Consider the following 14,095-nt stretch of genomic DNA (forward strand, 5'->3'; position numbering starts at 1 on the left):
ATAATGATTCATTGAAATAGAAGAAAATATGACAAGTGAAGAGTTTAACGCTTGGGCAGATAAGTACAATCTTAGCATTGAACAAGCTGCCAAGGTTTTAGGAACATCTCGGGCGAATGGCTTCAAGTATGCTAATGGCTCACGACCAGTTAGTAAAGCTGTAGCTTATGGGGCTGAAGCAATTGACCTACTTGCACAAAAAGAAAGTCTCAAATTGATACAGAAAAGACTTGCATAGTCTCAAAATGAGATTATGATTATACTCAATACACCAATCGAACATGAGAACTCTAATGGACGCTTCAGAGAAGTACATAGAATGTCTTTACCACAAAAATTGCGGCGGTTTCGCTACTGGAAATTCTGACTTGTGTGAAGACTGTCACGAGGAACAGCGTGAACTACAAGAGCTAAATAAGCCTACTGTTCGCAATAAAGAGTATTTCAACGGGGCGGAATTTGATTGTTCCAAGGAACACCTTTTAAATGAGCTGGCTACCCGTGCTGAGCAGTGGTTTAAGCAAACTGATGGCGCTTATGCAATTCCTCGGGTTGGTGGTCAATTAGAACAGATATTAGAAATGGCTATAGCCGCCAAACTAAAATCAAACTAATGGGAAGCATGACTATGAACTCACGTCTCTTCCCAGAGCTGGATAAGCTTGCAGCCTTCAACAGTGACATCACTCAGATTCGTTCGTTTTTGGAAGAAATGAGCGAAAAGGGCTTTGAGTTTGGTCGGTGGGATGGTGATAAATTCTATCCGGCAAACCTTGAATTAGAAAGTGTTATCCATGAGCATTTTGGGATTGATCTGCCAACGGTTGAAAAAGAGCGCAGGCAAGTATTAGAGAAGCTCCACAACCAATAGGAAACACGATGAAAAAGACGTTTAGTGTGTTATTTATGGTTGTATTATTTATCAATAAATGTTTTGCGGTAGAGTTGTCAAACATCTACATCCCTTCGGGTAAAAAAGCGAACCTTGCTGAAGGCACGGCTTTTGTCTTGGGATTGAATGTTTGCGTTTTAACTAAAAAAACGTCTTGCCTTAAAATCACCCCTGAAACAAAGTCTGTTACTGCTATTTTCGTCATGGAAGATACCGAGGAAATGAAACATGAAACGCTTTCAGTCGAGCACAAAAGTGATCATTACAGACTTAAACGAAATGATGGGTCGTATGTAACTAAAGTCGAGACGGTATATAGGCAGGTTGGTTCAGGCGCATATGTCAAGAACTCAAACTTCGAAGAATTTATCAGGTAGGTAATACAGATGTTCAAGTACATCAAAGCTTATATGAAAGCCAGAGCCGAAGGCTCGATGCTCGGAGATAAAGCCAGAGAAAATGCTTTGGATGTGCTTTATACGCATGGTTTAAAGGCACATCTTTATTTGCCTAGCATCGGTAAGCGCGACAATCGTGAGCTTTGTGAAGCGATGGATCTGCTCTCTGCTGCCGGTTACTTGATCACCGATAGAGATAATCAACTGGTTGGAAAAATTGCTCAAGCCAGAATGACAAGTAGTGAAGTGGCTGAAGAGCGCAGAAAGACTTTTAAGTTGGTTGATACAGACCAAAACCAATGATGGGAAACACGATGGCCGCGACTAAACAGCAGGTATTAGATTTGGAGCGCTGCAACATTAACCTTGCTGCGCTGGGGAATATCAGGGAACAGTTGGAAAAAGTACGTCCATCGGACGACGAATCCTTTGCCGGATACATTTCTAAAATTCATTCCCTGATAGACGAAATGAGCGCTGATGAAATCTCTTTAAGGGACGCTTTTTTCGAAGAATTGACGCAATAGGAATCAGCAGATGAGCGTAATTTTAGCTTTGGGATGCCAGTGTTTTAACTGTGGAATTGAGTTCCCCGATGATGAAAATGCACCTGGGACTGACGGCTGGAAGAGTGGATTAGCATCTACAGAAGATGATGAAGATTTTGAGCTATCGACGGTGTTTGCATGTAAGCGATGCTCCCCACTGTTGCTAGATGCCGCTCCATTTCCTTCCGAATCAGCATAAAGGAAACACGATGTCTGTTTGGATGGAACTTAGGTGTGAGCAAGCAAGCGAAGATCACGCTGAAAGGCTTTACACGGGCAGAAAAGATGCGCATGGACTCGATGAAACTTCTGAGTGTTGGAGTCACATTAACAGCGGTTGTGGTGAGACATCAGGTAGTGCAAGTCAGAAGTCTGTCATAGACAATTATAAAGACATTTGCCAGACCGCAACCGCAAGCGGCTGGAAGCGAGTAAATGGCAATTGGGTATGCCCTCATTGCCTTGAATTCAAAGGTAAAAACATGCCTAAAGCAAGAAAGTGGGCATAGAGGAAACAATATGGCTGAAAAAGTAATGACGGTTGTACTCAGGTTCGATGAAAATGCTGAGTTACCTTCGCAGTTAACAGAAGCAATGCACAAAGGAATACAGGTCGGCGGGTGTAATGTTACCGCTGTCTCAAATGAAGATGAAATTGCGCGTGTGGAGCAGTTTGAAAATGCCCAAATGGGCATGTAGGAGACATCATGGAAACCTTAAGGCAGATTGCAAACGATAACTATAGAACTGGCGATAAATCGATAATCACCAGTATGACAGCTTTGCGTGGTGAGATGATAAGTAATCTTGAAAAACAAGAGTCAATTAACATCGAAGATATCCAAGACCTAGATCGTGTCGGTAGGTTTACTGTCGCCCAATCCATGTTTTCTAAATGCGCTTCTGAAGCTAGAAAATACTTACTGACAGATGAGCATCCACACGTTCGTTCTGCTGCTGAAAACGCAAAAAATAGAATGTAGGAAATAGAAATGAGTACCAGTGTCGTCTTTTACATTCGTACCGATTTACCTGAGAAGGTGGAAAAGCACCTATGTGAGTCGCTGTCGAATTGGGAGTGGGCAATTTCACTATATCCCACTTCTGCGCAATCCGTTCATGACTCAATGAATGTAAATGACAAAGATGAACCTAATTGGCATGTGTGGAGTTCGTACATTCCACTCTCTGAGTCTTATGGTTCTGGAATTGGAGCTAATTATTCAAAGGCTCTTGCTGCATTGCATGGCGTAAAAGGTGCAATTCAGGATCTGCTAATTAGTGATTCAACAACCGGCGAGGCAGGTCAAAAACTAGATGGCTCGGCACTCGATATTTATAAAAATGGGTAATGGGAAAAATCATGGAATTGAAAAAATACCGGATAGTGTCGAACCAAGTCCTGCTTAATACCGCATTGGAACTATTGCGTGGGGTCAATGAAGGTGAGATGACAGGCAGTGATGCTACTAAATTTGGTGAAGTGCGCCGTGACCTGGAAAAGCTTGCTAAACACTCTTTGCCTGAAAAGGTTGCTGAAGCTCTATATCCAAGTAAACCAGAATTAATGGACATTCCATTCGACAAATAAGGGTGATGGGAAACATAATGGCACCAAGGCATGGCGAGAAAAGAAATGGCCGATGGGTTCGAGAGCAAAAAACAGAACTTACAGGCCAGTCAACTACTGCTTTCGAAAAATATTGCGGCAAATGCGAAGAGTGGATTGACACTGAAAAAGAAGATTTTTTAGAAGTCGGTTTGTGTTGCCCTAAATGTAAAACCAGATGGTAGGAAAAACGATGAAAGCCTCAACCCGCTTGCAAAAAGCCTGTGAACTACTTGGAACATATAGAACCTTCTGGATTATGAGACTGAGGCAAGAAAAAGGTCGCTGCAAGCAGCCTCGTGGCTTCGGATATCTGTCTGGGGTCAACGTTTAGGTAGGGATGGGAAATTAGATGTCTTCAAGAATAGGTGGCGAGTGCCCCAATTGCAGAGAAGCTGGTATTTTGCACATCGACGATCATTTTGTACGTTGTGACAATTGTGATTTTGAGCGCTTTAGCACTCAGGAGGAATTGGACCGCTATGTGAATGAAGAAGAGTATAAGAAAAACCCTATCTCAGAACGTCTGATTACCTTACAAGAACACGAACCTTGTATCCCACCAAGAGCAAGTAAGCCGATAGGGATGAGAGATTTTTTTAAGTCAAAAAAATTAACAGATTAATACAAATGAAGGGTGTTAGATGATTGAGTTGGTAGCTATGTTTTTAGTTGCGTTCGTTATAGTAGCTGCAGTTGCTATGAGAATATTAAAATGGTTAGAGGATGGCGGTTTGTATTATATGAAATACCCCGCTGCAAAAGTCATGGATGACGCAAAGAAAAATGGCCAGTCCGTTGACTATAGAACAGCGCTCAAAGCCGTTGAATCAAGCAAAAGTCGCAGGTAAGAGGCAGAAATGGCAGCGTTAAAACGTAATCAGAATTGGCCGCTTGGTGTTGATAGAAATCAACAAGTGTTGATGCAAACATCGAGTGGTCAACTACTAATGTTGGGGCATTGTGTTGGTGACTATTTTTACACTCCAGACATCGGTGTCGATAAGTGGGAAGTGTGGAAGTTATCTGACCTTACTCCCGCACCACCACTTGAACCTGCTTAACCAAATTGGACGGGGAGCAGGGTGCTATCAAATATCATCTTCTGCGATTTCTGAAGAATAAACATTAATCAAAGCTCTAAGCTGTTCCTTAGTCTTACGAGGGTTTTTTGCAAGCGTAGGAGGGTTAGGGTGCGTCACTGTGCGACTAACGTTTTCCACCACGTCTTTAGCAACCTGGCTGCCGTCACTATCACCTGTAATGACATCAGAAAGCTCTGCCATACTGCTTTCTACAATATCTCGACCCTGAACACCGAAAACGGTATCGAAAATATTCTGAGTTTGTGAAGCAACTTCCTCTGCAATGACATGGCCAGTACTCTCATCAGAGTTGGATTCAGATTCAACTGAGATGGAGTCTGTAAAGGCAAGATCATCACCGGTGATATCCTCACCGGGCTTAGAAGAATCCGCCTTTTCTTCGAATGCGACGTTAGCGAATGGCATGCCGTCTTCATCAGTATCGAAGCCATACTCTTCGGTCGATAGCTGCTCAGGCCCTGTCGTTTCCTGTGGATCTTGGCCTGGTGAGACGTCATCGAACTCATGCTCGAAGTCTTCATCAAAATCAGAAGTTGCATCTTCATGATGATAGTGAAGCAAATCCAGGTCGAGTTTCATTTGCGTGCCGGCGATATACGAAGTCCCCATACGTATGTCACCAGCGAATTTTTCAACGAGATGAGCAGACTGTTGGAGTGAATTCGGAAGGCTGTGATTTGTTTCAGTGAACTCGATTTCCTCATCCTTGATAAATCGAGCGGCGTGTTTCATGAAACGGTTGTAGTCATCCATTGAGACCGGTTCACCACTACTTGTGTTAGATAGGCTGAAATAGTCATTCAACCTCACATATTCCAGCTCCTGGGTACTCAACATTGGAATGCGGACTAAAGCTAGCTTCCCGTTATAGTGGAAGTACACCTCACCTTCTACCAAGTTTTGAAGGTCTTTGACGTCCAAAATATTTTCTTTCGAAACGGAATAGCCAGCGGCCTTCAGTGACCTGGACATCCCAGCTTCATTTATGTCGTATCTATCGATACGCGCAAAATAATCCTCGCCTACATACTTTATGATCTCATCAGTCGTGGCATTATCAAGAACGCGACCGAACATTTTGAGGTTAGTGTTTCCCCATATACTGTCGACCTCTTTAGCTACTTGATCCGACAACCGTCGCATTGCGGACAAATCCTGCGCACAATACTGAAGGGCAAATCCGATACTTCTAGCCTGCGCTGCAGCAACAGCCGTTCCCTCTGTAAGGTAGTAACCCACTTCATCATTGTCACTTAAGAATGCTGTGGGGCTTGTGGTGGGGCGGGCTTCGGTATTCTTGGAAGCTTCCCCAGCGAGTTTGTCACCAAGAGACTTGGCCATCATGGACTTTTGAGCAGCGAGGGTAATCCGGCCCAGTGAAGCAAGTGAGCTTGGTGAAGTTTCAAGTGCAGGTAGCAGGATCAAAAGAAGGCGTCGATTTAGCACGACATCTTCCATATCGATGTTCCCTGTAGGGCAGTCAGCACTATTGAAAATAAAGCCGTAGTCACCAGCCAACATATTCATGATAGGAATTATCTGCATCACGACGTAACCAAACTGGTCCAGTATGGTTGCAGCTTCACGACCAGAGGGAGATTGCCCCTCCATAATAGTTTTTAAAGCCTTCTCGTTCATTCCCGGGAGTGTTTTTATGAACTTCAGTAGCTGTGACTTTGCCTGGTCAGGAATTGTCTCGTCACCCAAAACCTTTCCTGCTTCCTCAAGAATGAGCATGTCAGAAAGCACATCGATGGTCAGGAGTAGGTTCTGTTTATCGCGGCGAAAAACGTTAGGCTTAATCATGGCCGGCACGTAGGACTCTGCCCGCTTAGCCCAGATGTCTCCGTCGCCATCAAGAAGCGCTTTAGTAATTTCACTCAGCGTGTCGGAAGAGGAACTCATATAAGGGTGGTATGAGTTGGAATCCTTCATTCCGTGCGGATCTTTGTTCCAAGAATCTTGCTCCCCCCTGATGTAGTTGATGACCTGGACGTTATCTATCAGGTTCATGCGCCATGCTTTGCTCATATGCTCGATAGGCAATTTGAGATCGGCCTTACCGTCAGTAATGCTATATCCTGACCCCATAATAAGGTAGCTCGTGCTTATCGTGCTTTGTCCTACAGTTTTTCCCGAGCCCGTCGTCCCAAGAAAAATCTGGTGCTGACGGTTCACGCTATCCGATACCCATACTTCTTCGTTTGTATCAATATCATTGCCGTAATAAACAACGCCTTCGGCTTTACCTATTCCCATAGGATTGCCTTTATGCTTCGGCTGCCTATTGTTCGGATCATGTTTAATGCCGGACGATAGGGGTAAATGAATAGTAAGAGAGAGACGCTTTTTCCTGTGATATAGATAGAACGGGACAGAGCCAATAAATGCCCACATCCCAGCTCCTACTTTGATACCGAAGTGCATCTCCATCACCCCAATGCCAATACCCGCAGCAACCATTGCTGTCCCAACTTTCCGCTTAGTAAAAGCTTTCCCGAACTGATCCCAGAGGCCGAGATCTGTCTTTACGTGAGATTTAGCACTAGCTTTTAATGATGGATTACGCACAGCGGTTTACCTTTCGCGATTGAACAGCAATTCTTGGAGATTTTTCACCGGGTCCTCATCGCCGCTTGTATCGACTTTAGGCTTTACCGGGCTAATTCCCTGCCTGCCGGTCCCACCAGACTTGAGAGCATCACGTTGTTTCCGATTTAGTCTTAAGTAGTCAGACATATCGGCAATTGTCATACTTTCCACTTTATCGTCCGAAAGCATTTCGAGGCGTTGCTTCTGCTGGCTGGTAAGAGATTCAGTAAATGATGGCGTCAGGTTAGATCGTGCCGAAGAAGTGGAATATCTGGGCTGCACAGGCAAATCATTGTGTTTGGTACCACCATGACCTCCTCCAATTGTACCGCCTTGGCCACCACCGACTTTTGGTCGTGTTGGTGTTGGTATATCCGCTCGGAGCGACCGGACCTGCATCTCAGTTAAATTCAGGTAACCCGCCAGATTCTCTTCTGACATTCTCTTTAACATGTCCTCTGGGATCCGTGACAGTTTATCTAACTGGGCGTCGGTAAGTTCTACATCCCCTATGCTGCCGCCAATACTCTGTTGGTTTCCGTCCATGTCTCTTATGGTAGTGTTGCCAGGCGTGGTGTTAACCTTGCCACGAGTTTCGACGTTTTTGATGTTTTCCAGGTTTTGCTGCATCTTATCAATATCAACGCTACTGTTTCCCCGAACAGCGTCTTGGAATTGCTCTTGTGCAGATTTACCAGACCCGCTTCTCCAGCCCCCTGTTGATTGTCGAGAGTCATCACTGAAGGTTCTTTTGATGCTTTTCGTTGTATCCCGGTAGGCGTCCTCAACATCACCGAGTAAGCCTTGGCCGTTCTTATCAACGCCAGTTGAACCATACAGCAGTTCTTCGGCCATATCGTCTACGCCCTTCGTATTCATTGAGTAAATCGGCGAATTAATGCTGACCCCGTTTTGGTCCAGCTTGAAGTCAACTTTCATGCTTTCCTTAAACGAGCCTATGGCGTCCTGGGCAAAGTCACAAAACAGTGAGCTCAGATCTATATCGCCGATACCAAAAGAGAAATCAAAATTAAGAAATCCCCCAATCCCACAGTCCTCCAGCGAGGAGGGGATCTCTGGTAATTTAAACCGGTCCATAAGCTGCTCGTGAACTTGTCCCACATCACAAGACTGAGCGCCGCCATCGCCGCCACCCGGCCAATGCTTCATAGCTTCGTCTCTATATGCCTGCCTTCGCTCAGCGATAGCCCTTTTTTCTTCCTCAGTCAGGTGATCCCCAACAGGGGTTGCATACGAGTTAGAGGCAGCCACCAGCCAAAGAAGACCGAAAGTGGTGATTTTCATAGAAGGGTTACATATTACTTTCGAATTATTCATCGTTGCCGGACTCCGCTTCTGGGTTTGTTAGGGATTGGAGGATTTCATGGACTTCTGCAGTTTTAATTTGATACCCAATAGGGCGAGGGACTGCCTCAGCGGGTTCATTATGAGGTGCATCCGCACGTGACTCTTGCGTCGATTTGGCTTCGTTGATCCGCCGCCTTATGACGTCGTTTAATTTATTTTCAGGGATAACGCTTTCTGAGGTCGGAGTTGAATCCTGAGAACTAAACGGTTCGTCACCCGACAAATCGATAAAGCTTTCTGCAGGAGAGTGCGGCTTAGCAGTGAGACTTTCACGCTCATGATCAAGAACGGCCACCTGAATTCGCTTCATGGTCTCTGGATCGAAAATTTCACCCACCAAAATAGACTGGACCATATATCGCAAACGGTTAATAACAGTCGACAGATACACTTTTCCATCAGGAATTTTGTCAGCCGTAAAAGGACTCAACATCTGATTGATTAATCGTGGATTTCGCTCTGCGAGGCTGCTTATGAAACGCAAGAATCGCGGTAGTGAAAAGTACGCTCCGTTTGTTAGAAGAAGATGCGAGGCTCTTGATAGCGTCGTATCCGATGTTTTCTCTAACAGTGACGAAAGCTCATTAATCAAACCTTTGATTTCAGCGTCATCATCAGAACTCCATGTCTCTTTAGAGGAGACACGAGCTATTAAAACCTGCAGGTGGCTAGATAAGGAATTGATAAAATCATCAATATCGGTGTCGGTTATCATGCGCTTGCTGTGATGCTTAAAAGATATATAATGTGCTTAATCATAGCACCTATACAAAAGGCTTGTCGATATGTCCTTAATTGGTAAATTAACCGGGAAGTGCGGCCTCACCAGCTTATTGTTGGTCGCAGCTTCGTTGGTATGTAGCGGGGCATCAATCGCGCAGGAGAGTGAATCAAATGGGCAAAGAGGGATCCCGGAGTCTAATGAAGAGCTCTTAGAGTACCTTCAGGACCAAAATTTTCAGGCAAGTGACATCGATTCAAGCTCCTACGCCATAAGTGGTGCTGAACTTATGGCTGGACCGGGACCTGACGATGTCGCTGCCAACCTGGCACTGATGACATTCGGTGATCCGGTCAGAGAGATAATGGACGCCCGATTCGGTGGGATTAACGCAAATACCAATAGTGGTGATATTACGCTCATCACTCATCTGGCAACTATAACAACGAGCCTGGCGCTGTTTTTTACTTCAATTCTGCTTTTCGCTGCCTTAGCTGGTGGAATTATTTACACAGGTAAAGATGGCCAGTTGTTAGGTAAAGACTGGGACCATAAGCTATTTCCATTGAGGGCCAGCTGGCATACTGCGTTTCTGGTGCCATGGCCGGGATTTGGTGGACTGTGTGGGATACAGGTCGTCGTCTTGTTCGCTGGTCTGCTGGGGCTGGGAATCGGCTCAACCGTCTTCAAGTCAGGTGTTAATTTCCTCGCTTCTGGTGAACAACTTGTTATATATCAAAACAGGGATGTGATAGCCCTATCTGAAGGCCTAATGGAAGCTTCATTCTGTGATGCATATGGCCAAGTGCTTAACGCACAGGAGAGCGGCACATATCCAACACCCGGTATTGAAGTCCGCGATCATGTCGTAAGACTATCCGGGGGCGCGGGCCCGGGGGCTACTGAGGTGGAAATACCTCAGGGGGTAGAAGTTATAGTTGGTCGCAGAGCGTGTGGAAGCTTTCTTTTAGATTATGAAACGGTGGAAACTGCAGAAACTCATGAAGACGTTATAAAGAGCGCTCTTTACGCGCACCTTATTACTGACGGCGCGATAGCGGATTTCTACAATACCATTGTTGGAATTGGCACTGCAGAAAATAGCTTTATCCATAGAATTGTGGATGAGCAATTAAACCCGTCACCCACAGAAAATTTAGAGATCCTTACTCAGGCAGAAGCCAACAGCTTGGAAGCTGCGAGAGAGGCTTTCTATTTGAGTATCACGGGGGTTATCAATAGTGATGCTGTAAAAACTCAGATAACCGCTCTCAATAGCGACTTCATTGACAGGGCGAGCCGTTACGGTTTCGCATTCTTTTTCCGTTTTTACTATGACCTCACCGGAATGCAGGAGAAAACATCTGCAGCCGTAGCAGACGTGCTCGGTAATGAGGTCGTTGTTCCATGGGACATAAAGTTTTGTGAAGATGCCTGGATAGACTGGTTTTGCGACCGCTCTGAAAAAGTCGCTGAAGCTGAAAGTGCTGTTAATCGGGTATTCAAAGACTTATATCGGGAGACAAACATCCTGTACTCGAATGCATTGGGCGCCATGGTGGATGATAGAGAGTTTTCAGACGGCTGGCTCAACAATATTATCATTTCTTTTACCCAAACACTGACGGAACTCCCAAGACAAACGAACCCAGATCCGATTTTGGAAGTGAAAACACTTGGTGACTGGATGATAACTATTACCGAGGGTATGTTTGCTCTCACGAATACTATCAAGGCTTCGGCAGATGGAGCCGCAGTAGCAGCATCACGGATCCCAGTAATTGATGGAATATTTGAAGGTATAAAGTCTTATGTAGGGTCAATGATTGCGAAACTATGGGTAGGCCTGATACCACTATTTGGACTCGGTTTCACGTATGCTTATATCATTCCGGCCATCCCAATTATATTTGGTTATGTCGCGGTGTTTTCATTTTTCATCTACTGGGCGACGGCGCTCTATCACGCTCCGTTTTGGTATGCCATGGGGGCCATGCCAAAGGGAGACGGTCTGATGGGAAGGGCTGGTAGTGGCTATAGCATGGCAGTTAACCTTCTGCTGATGCCGGCTTTCATGATCATCGGTTATTTTACAGGAATGGTGTTGATGAAATCCTTTGGATGGTTGGTATCTATTAGTTTTTTCGACAGCATAGGTGGCGTTCATGATGCCGGCTCAATTTCGGGATTTGGGCTTACACAGTTAGCGGGGGTCTTTGTGGTGTATGGCACAGTCTACACTATCTTGATCTGGAAGTGTTTTGGTTTGATTTTTGAAATTTCTAATGAGCTATCGAAGTGGACGGGTTCAAATCACTCTAACAACTTCGGTGAAGATCACGCTAAGAACGCGGCACTTACCGCAGCTGGCGCAGCAAGTACGTCGGTAACACAAACCGCAGGCAATATTAAGAAAAATTCGGATAAGATCGACAAGCAAAATATGTCTGCAGATACGACGGCAGAAGCGAATAAAAGCGTGTCCGATGGGAGTCCAGCTACCAAAAAAGCCGTCGACGACACGAACAGGGATTTTAAAAACAAATAAACACTATGAATGGCGCAGGCGTTTAGTCGCCTAAATTGCTTGCGTTGTTTTGCTTTCGATCTCTGTATTTCTATCTATCTGCTGACAGTGCTTGAGAGAGACAGTGACATCTGCGACATACTCACCGTTTAAATCAAAATATCGATATACAACGGTGATGCCTTGCTCAAGGAGGAACTGAAATGTATCGCTAGGGCAGGTCATAGATAAAACGCTATCGCGTGTTTGTTCAGAAAAAGCTTTTGTATTGATATGTTGTACTTCAATATCGAAAAGTTTGATGCTCATCACATAGTTATCAGACTCAACGCTGTAGTCAACAGACTGGAGTGTTGTCATCTGGTCTATCTTCATAGGTAGGAGGTGTGCAGAACGGTCCACAAATCTCTCCAATTCATCTTTATTCTCTACCTCAGTCACATGGTTATATTTGATATCTTTGTCTTCGCTGCTATCGGCATAGAGATAACCACCGTACGCATAAGTACAAAGCCCTAAAAAGGCGCCAAACGTTAATCCTAAGGACATCCTGGTGTTTAAGAAGTAACTGAAGGAACCAGCCATTAATGAAAATACTATTGAAACAAGAAATATAGAGTAGGGCAGTGGTTGAGGGTCAATCACTGTCGATATGAGAAAGCAAAAAGATGCCATGGCTAACGCGCAAAGCACTGTGGATGACTTGATACTGCTTTTAATGATATCGCTCATTTAGAAAGGTCTTCTTTTTCCTAATTATAACAGACAACACGTACCAAAAAGTCTTGCTCAATACACTTGCCATGGCTGTGCAAAAAATATATCCTTTGCGCATCATTTAGCTATTGGGCATGCTATGGGAAGTAGCCGTTTTTCCGGGTCACCACTTGACCTCAAAAACTTTTGTCTTGGATTGGAATCCATCTACATGAATAGAACGGAGCTGGGCCATGAGATCACAGACAGTGTTGTGTCGGTGTTCTCGTCACGAATAACCACGCTCACATTCCCCAAAGAGTTGCCAGATATGGGGTTACGTTCACTGTCCATTGACATGTTTATGTATCTGGTCGAAAACTCGGCTAATCAACCCGGGCAAAACAGTGCACAAGTAACCAAATTTCAGAATGATGCTTTGACACAGTACATGAGTTTCGATCATTTGAATAAGGTGAGCGCTGGTGGAGGTTTAACAGTGACAGAGGCGAAATCTCTGGTTAAAGGACTATCAGGAAACATCATGTCTTTAGTCTCAGATGATAAGTTAAAAAATGCGCTTGGCCGTTTGTACGCCGCTATAGACACTCCTGAAATGTCTTTTCAAAAAAAAGTAAACCCAATTTCTGACCAAAGTGTCGTGCTGCCACAAATGAGGTTCGCATAAATTTATGATAGAGATGCTCCCCGTAATAGTAACGTTTGCAGCATTATCCTACCAGGTAGTCAAACTTATCACCGCGCACAGACGTAATAACGCATAAAATACAACCCCTATGTTTTCAGATGACTTTACCATGCATCACGATGTAGCCGAACTGGAGCCTGTCTCGAACATGGCTCCGGGTGTACAGTATCAATTGAAATGCAGGCCCAAGTTTGACCTACGTAAACTAAAAGGTCACCCCATTTTCGTGTTGTTAAAAGCAGACGAAGAAATCGGTAGGTTTGACGAATATGGAAGGATAGTAATAGTGAAACACTGGACACCGGAAGGACCGGTTACAACCGGTGTTGACTCAAGCGCCAAGGCTATTCAGTGGCTCCTGGGTAGGGATGATCTAGCCTCCTGAAGCGCATGCACTAGCTATTCTCCATAGGCCCCATTGCTAGAAACCTCACCACAGAAATACTCACTACGTTTAACAGGCTTACTTAAAGCAATTTAGTATTCCTTCTTAATTCCCTTTGAATTGGCACCGTGAAACGTCTATATTGCACAAAAGTACTATTTTAAGCAGAGGTAGTGGTTATGGCCGCAAGAAAATTTGTAATCTTGGAATTAATGTATCGCGACGAGGACAACTTCAAGACAACGCAAGAGGTGGCGTTGAGCGTGGAGGGTACCTTAAACGATAATGAGGTAATGGAATTTCTGAAAAACGAAATGCCGCAAGAAGATATTTTAGCAGCGGACTATGGGCTTCCAAACATCGCTGCAGGAGACAGCCCAGCTGACCTTTATGCTGGACCTGATCACTGCTTTATGGAGATATCTGATTTTTCTTTATGTCACTCGGAGCCTTCAGATGATGTCAAACAAGCTGACATTACATTTGAGCAGTTGGTGGAAAACGTGGATGCAAAGTTTGGAAGGGGCATGGCCCCTTAACCAGG

24 protein-coding genes are annotated in these 14,095 nt (G+C 44.7%); 20 read left to right on the forward strand and 4 right to left on the reverse strand.

What is annotated here, in order from left to right:
• Positions 1–28: 28 nt before the first annotated feature.
• From JKP77_RS03820 to JKP77_RS03890, 16 genes are all read left to right on the forward strand, one after another.
• Positions 29–238, forward strand: a complete 210-nt coding sequence (locus JKP77_RS03820; RefSeq protein WP_218309900.1) for a hypothetical protein — start codon at positions 29–31, stop codon at positions 236–238.
• A 55-nt stretch (positions 239–293) separates the two neighbouring features.
• Complete coding sequence (locus JKP77_RS03825) at positions 294–614, forward strand: hypothetical protein (RefSeq protein WP_218309901.1); 321 nt, start codon at positions 294–296, stop codon at positions 612–614.
• A gap of 14 nt (positions 615–628) precedes the next feature.
• Positions 629–871: a hypothetical protein gene (locus JKP77_RS03830; protein WP_218309902.1), complete on the forward strand. Its 243-nt coding sequence runs from the start codon at positions 629–631 to the stop codon at positions 869–871.
• A gap of 8 nt (positions 872–879) precedes the next feature.
• The gene (locus tag JKP77_RS03835) at positions 880–1,269 is read left to right on the forward strand and encodes a hypothetical protein (RefSeq protein ID WP_218309903.1); all 390 of its coding nucleotides are present in this window, start codon (positions 880–882) and stop codon (positions 1,267–1,269) included.
• A gap of 9 nt (positions 1,270–1,278) precedes the next feature.
• Complete coding sequence (locus JKP77_RS03840) at positions 1,279–1,593, forward strand: hypothetical protein (protein ID WP_218309904.1); 315 nt, start codon at positions 1,279–1,281, stop codon at positions 1,591–1,593.
• Between the two features lie 11 nt (positions 1,594–1,604).
• Positions 1,605–1,817 (forward strand): hypothetical protein, encoded by a 213-nt coding sequence (locus JKP77_RS03845; RefSeq protein WP_218309905.1) that lies wholly within the window; start codon positions 1,605–1,607, stop codon positions 1,815–1,817.
• A gap of 10 nt (positions 1,818–1,827) precedes the next feature.
• Complete coding sequence (locus tag JKP77_RS03850; protein WP_218309906.1) at positions 1,828–2,037, forward strand: hypothetical protein; 210 nt, start codon at positions 1,828–1,830, stop codon at positions 2,035–2,037.
• 35 nt (positions 2,038–2,072) lie between these two features.
• Positions 2,073–2,219, forward strand: a complete 147-nt coding sequence (locus JKP77_RS03855) for a hypothetical protein (protein ID WP_218309907.1) — start codon at positions 2,073–2,075, stop codon at positions 2,217–2,219.
• 138 nt (positions 2,220–2,357) lie between these two features.
• Complete coding sequence (locus JKP77_RS03860) at positions 2,358–2,537, forward strand: hypothetical protein (protein ID WP_218309908.1); 180 nt, start codon at positions 2,358–2,360, stop codon at positions 2,535–2,537.
• Positions 2,538–2,545: 8 nt separating this feature from the next.
• The gene (locus JKP77_RS03865) at positions 2,546–2,821 is read left to right on the forward strand and encodes a hypothetical protein (RefSeq protein ID WP_218309909.1); all 276 of its coding nucleotides are present in this window, start codon (positions 2,546–2,548) and stop codon (positions 2,819–2,821) included.
• Between the two features lie 9 nt (positions 2,822–2,830).
• Positions 2,831–3,190 (forward strand): hypothetical protein, encoded by a 360-nt coding sequence (locus JKP77_RS03870; RefSeq protein WP_218309910.1) that lies wholly within the window; start codon positions 2,831–2,833, stop codon positions 3,188–3,190.
• A gap of 11 nt (positions 3,191–3,201) precedes the next feature.
• Positions 3,202–3,429 carry a hypothetical protein gene (locus JKP77_RS03875; RefSeq protein WP_218309911.1) on the forward strand — a complete coding sequence of 76 codons (228 nt, stop codon included), beginning with the start codon at positions 3,202–3,204 and terminating at the stop codon, positions 3,427–3,429.
• A gap of 30 nt (positions 3,430–3,459) precedes the next feature.
• Positions 3,460–3,591, forward strand: a complete 132-nt coding sequence (locus tag JKP77_RS22520) for a hypothetical protein (protein WP_274608619.1) — start codon at positions 3,460–3,462, stop codon at positions 3,589–3,591.
• Between the two features lie 208 nt (positions 3,592–3,799).
• Complete coding sequence (locus JKP77_RS03880) at positions 3,800–4,072, forward strand: hypothetical protein (RefSeq protein WP_218309912.1); 273 nt, start codon at positions 3,800–3,802, stop codon at positions 4,070–4,072.
• A 19-nt stretch (positions 4,073–4,091) separates the two neighbouring features.
• On the forward strand, positions 4,092–4,298 hold the full coding sequence (locus JKP77_RS03885; RefSeq protein ID WP_218309913.1) for a hypothetical protein: 207 nt from the start codon (positions 4,092–4,094) through the stop codon (positions 4,296–4,298).
• Between the two features lie 9 nt (positions 4,299–4,307).
• Complete coding sequence (locus tag JKP77_RS03890) at positions 4,308–4,511, forward strand: hypothetical protein (protein WP_218309914.1); 204 nt, start codon at positions 4,308–4,310, stop codon at positions 4,509–4,511.
• Positions 4,512–4,538: 27 nt separating this feature from the next.
• Here the strand turns inward: JKP77_RS03890 and JKP77_RS22650 are convergent, their stop codons facing one another.
• The 3 genes from JKP77_RS22650 to JKP77_RS03905 are packed head-to-tail and all read right to left on the reverse strand — an operon-like array spanning position 4,539 to position 9,228.
• On the reverse strand, positions 4,539–7,124 hold the full coding sequence (locus JKP77_RS22650; protein WP_218309915.1) for a TraM recognition domain-containing protein: 2,586 nt from the start codon (positions 7,122–7,124) through the stop codon (positions 4,539–4,541).
• A gap of 6 nt (positions 7,125–7,130) precedes the next feature.
• The gene (locus tag JKP77_RS03900) at positions 7,131–8,450 is read right to left on the reverse strand and encodes a hypothetical protein (RefSeq protein WP_218309916.1); all 1,320 of its coding nucleotides are present in this window, start codon (positions 8,448–8,450) and stop codon (positions 7,131–7,133) included.
• Between the two features lie 25 nt (positions 8,451–8,475).
• Positions 8,476–9,228, reverse strand: a complete 753-nt coding sequence (locus JKP77_RS03905; RefSeq protein ID WP_218309917.1) for a type IVB secretion system protein IcmW — start codon at positions 9,226–9,228, stop codon at positions 8,476–8,478.
• 70 nt (positions 9,229–9,298) lie between these two features.
• On the opposite strand from JKP77_RS03905, the gene JKP77_RS03910 reads away from it, so the two are divergent.
• Positions 9,299–11,782, forward strand: a complete 2,484-nt coding sequence (locus tag JKP77_RS03910) for a DotA/TraY family protein (RefSeq protein WP_218309918.1) — start codon at positions 9,299–9,301, stop codon at positions 11,780–11,782.
• A 30-nt stretch (positions 11,783–11,812) separates the two neighbouring features.
• On the opposite strand, the gene JKP77_RS03915 is transcribed toward JKP77_RS03910, so the two are convergent.
• Positions 11,813–12,493 (reverse strand): hypothetical protein, encoded by a 681-nt coding sequence (locus JKP77_RS03915; RefSeq protein WP_218309919.1) that lies wholly within the window; start codon positions 12,491–12,493, stop codon positions 11,813–11,815.
• A gap of 196 nt (positions 12,494–12,689) precedes the next feature.
• Here JKP77_RS03915 and JKP77_RS03920 point away from each other — a divergent pair, with 196 nt between their 5' ends.
• From JKP77_RS03920 to JKP77_RS03930, 3 genes are all read left to right on the forward strand, one after another.
• Positions 12,690–13,145 carry a hypothetical protein gene (locus JKP77_RS03920; RefSeq protein WP_218309920.1) on the forward strand — a complete coding sequence of 152 codons (456 nt, stop codon included), beginning with the start codon at positions 12,690–12,692 and terminating at the stop codon, positions 13,143–13,145.
• Between the two features lie 130 nt (positions 13,146–13,275).
• Positions 13,276–13,551: a hypothetical protein gene (locus JKP77_RS03925; protein WP_218309921.1), complete on the forward strand. Its 276-nt coding sequence runs from the start codon at positions 13,276–13,278 to the stop codon at positions 13,549–13,551.
• 179 nt (positions 13,552–13,730) lie between these two features.
• Entirely contained in the window at positions 13,731–14,090 is a 360-nt protein-coding gene (locus tag JKP77_RS03930; RefSeq protein WP_218309922.1) for a hypothetical protein, read from the forward strand.
• The last annotated feature ends 5 nt before the right edge of the window (positions 14,091–14,095 follow it).

This window comes from Alteromonas antoniana (assembly GCF_019249295.1).
Classification (GTDB): Bacteria; Pseudomonadota; Gammaproteobacteria; order Enterobacterales; family Alteromonadaceae; genus Alteromonas; species Alteromonas antoniana.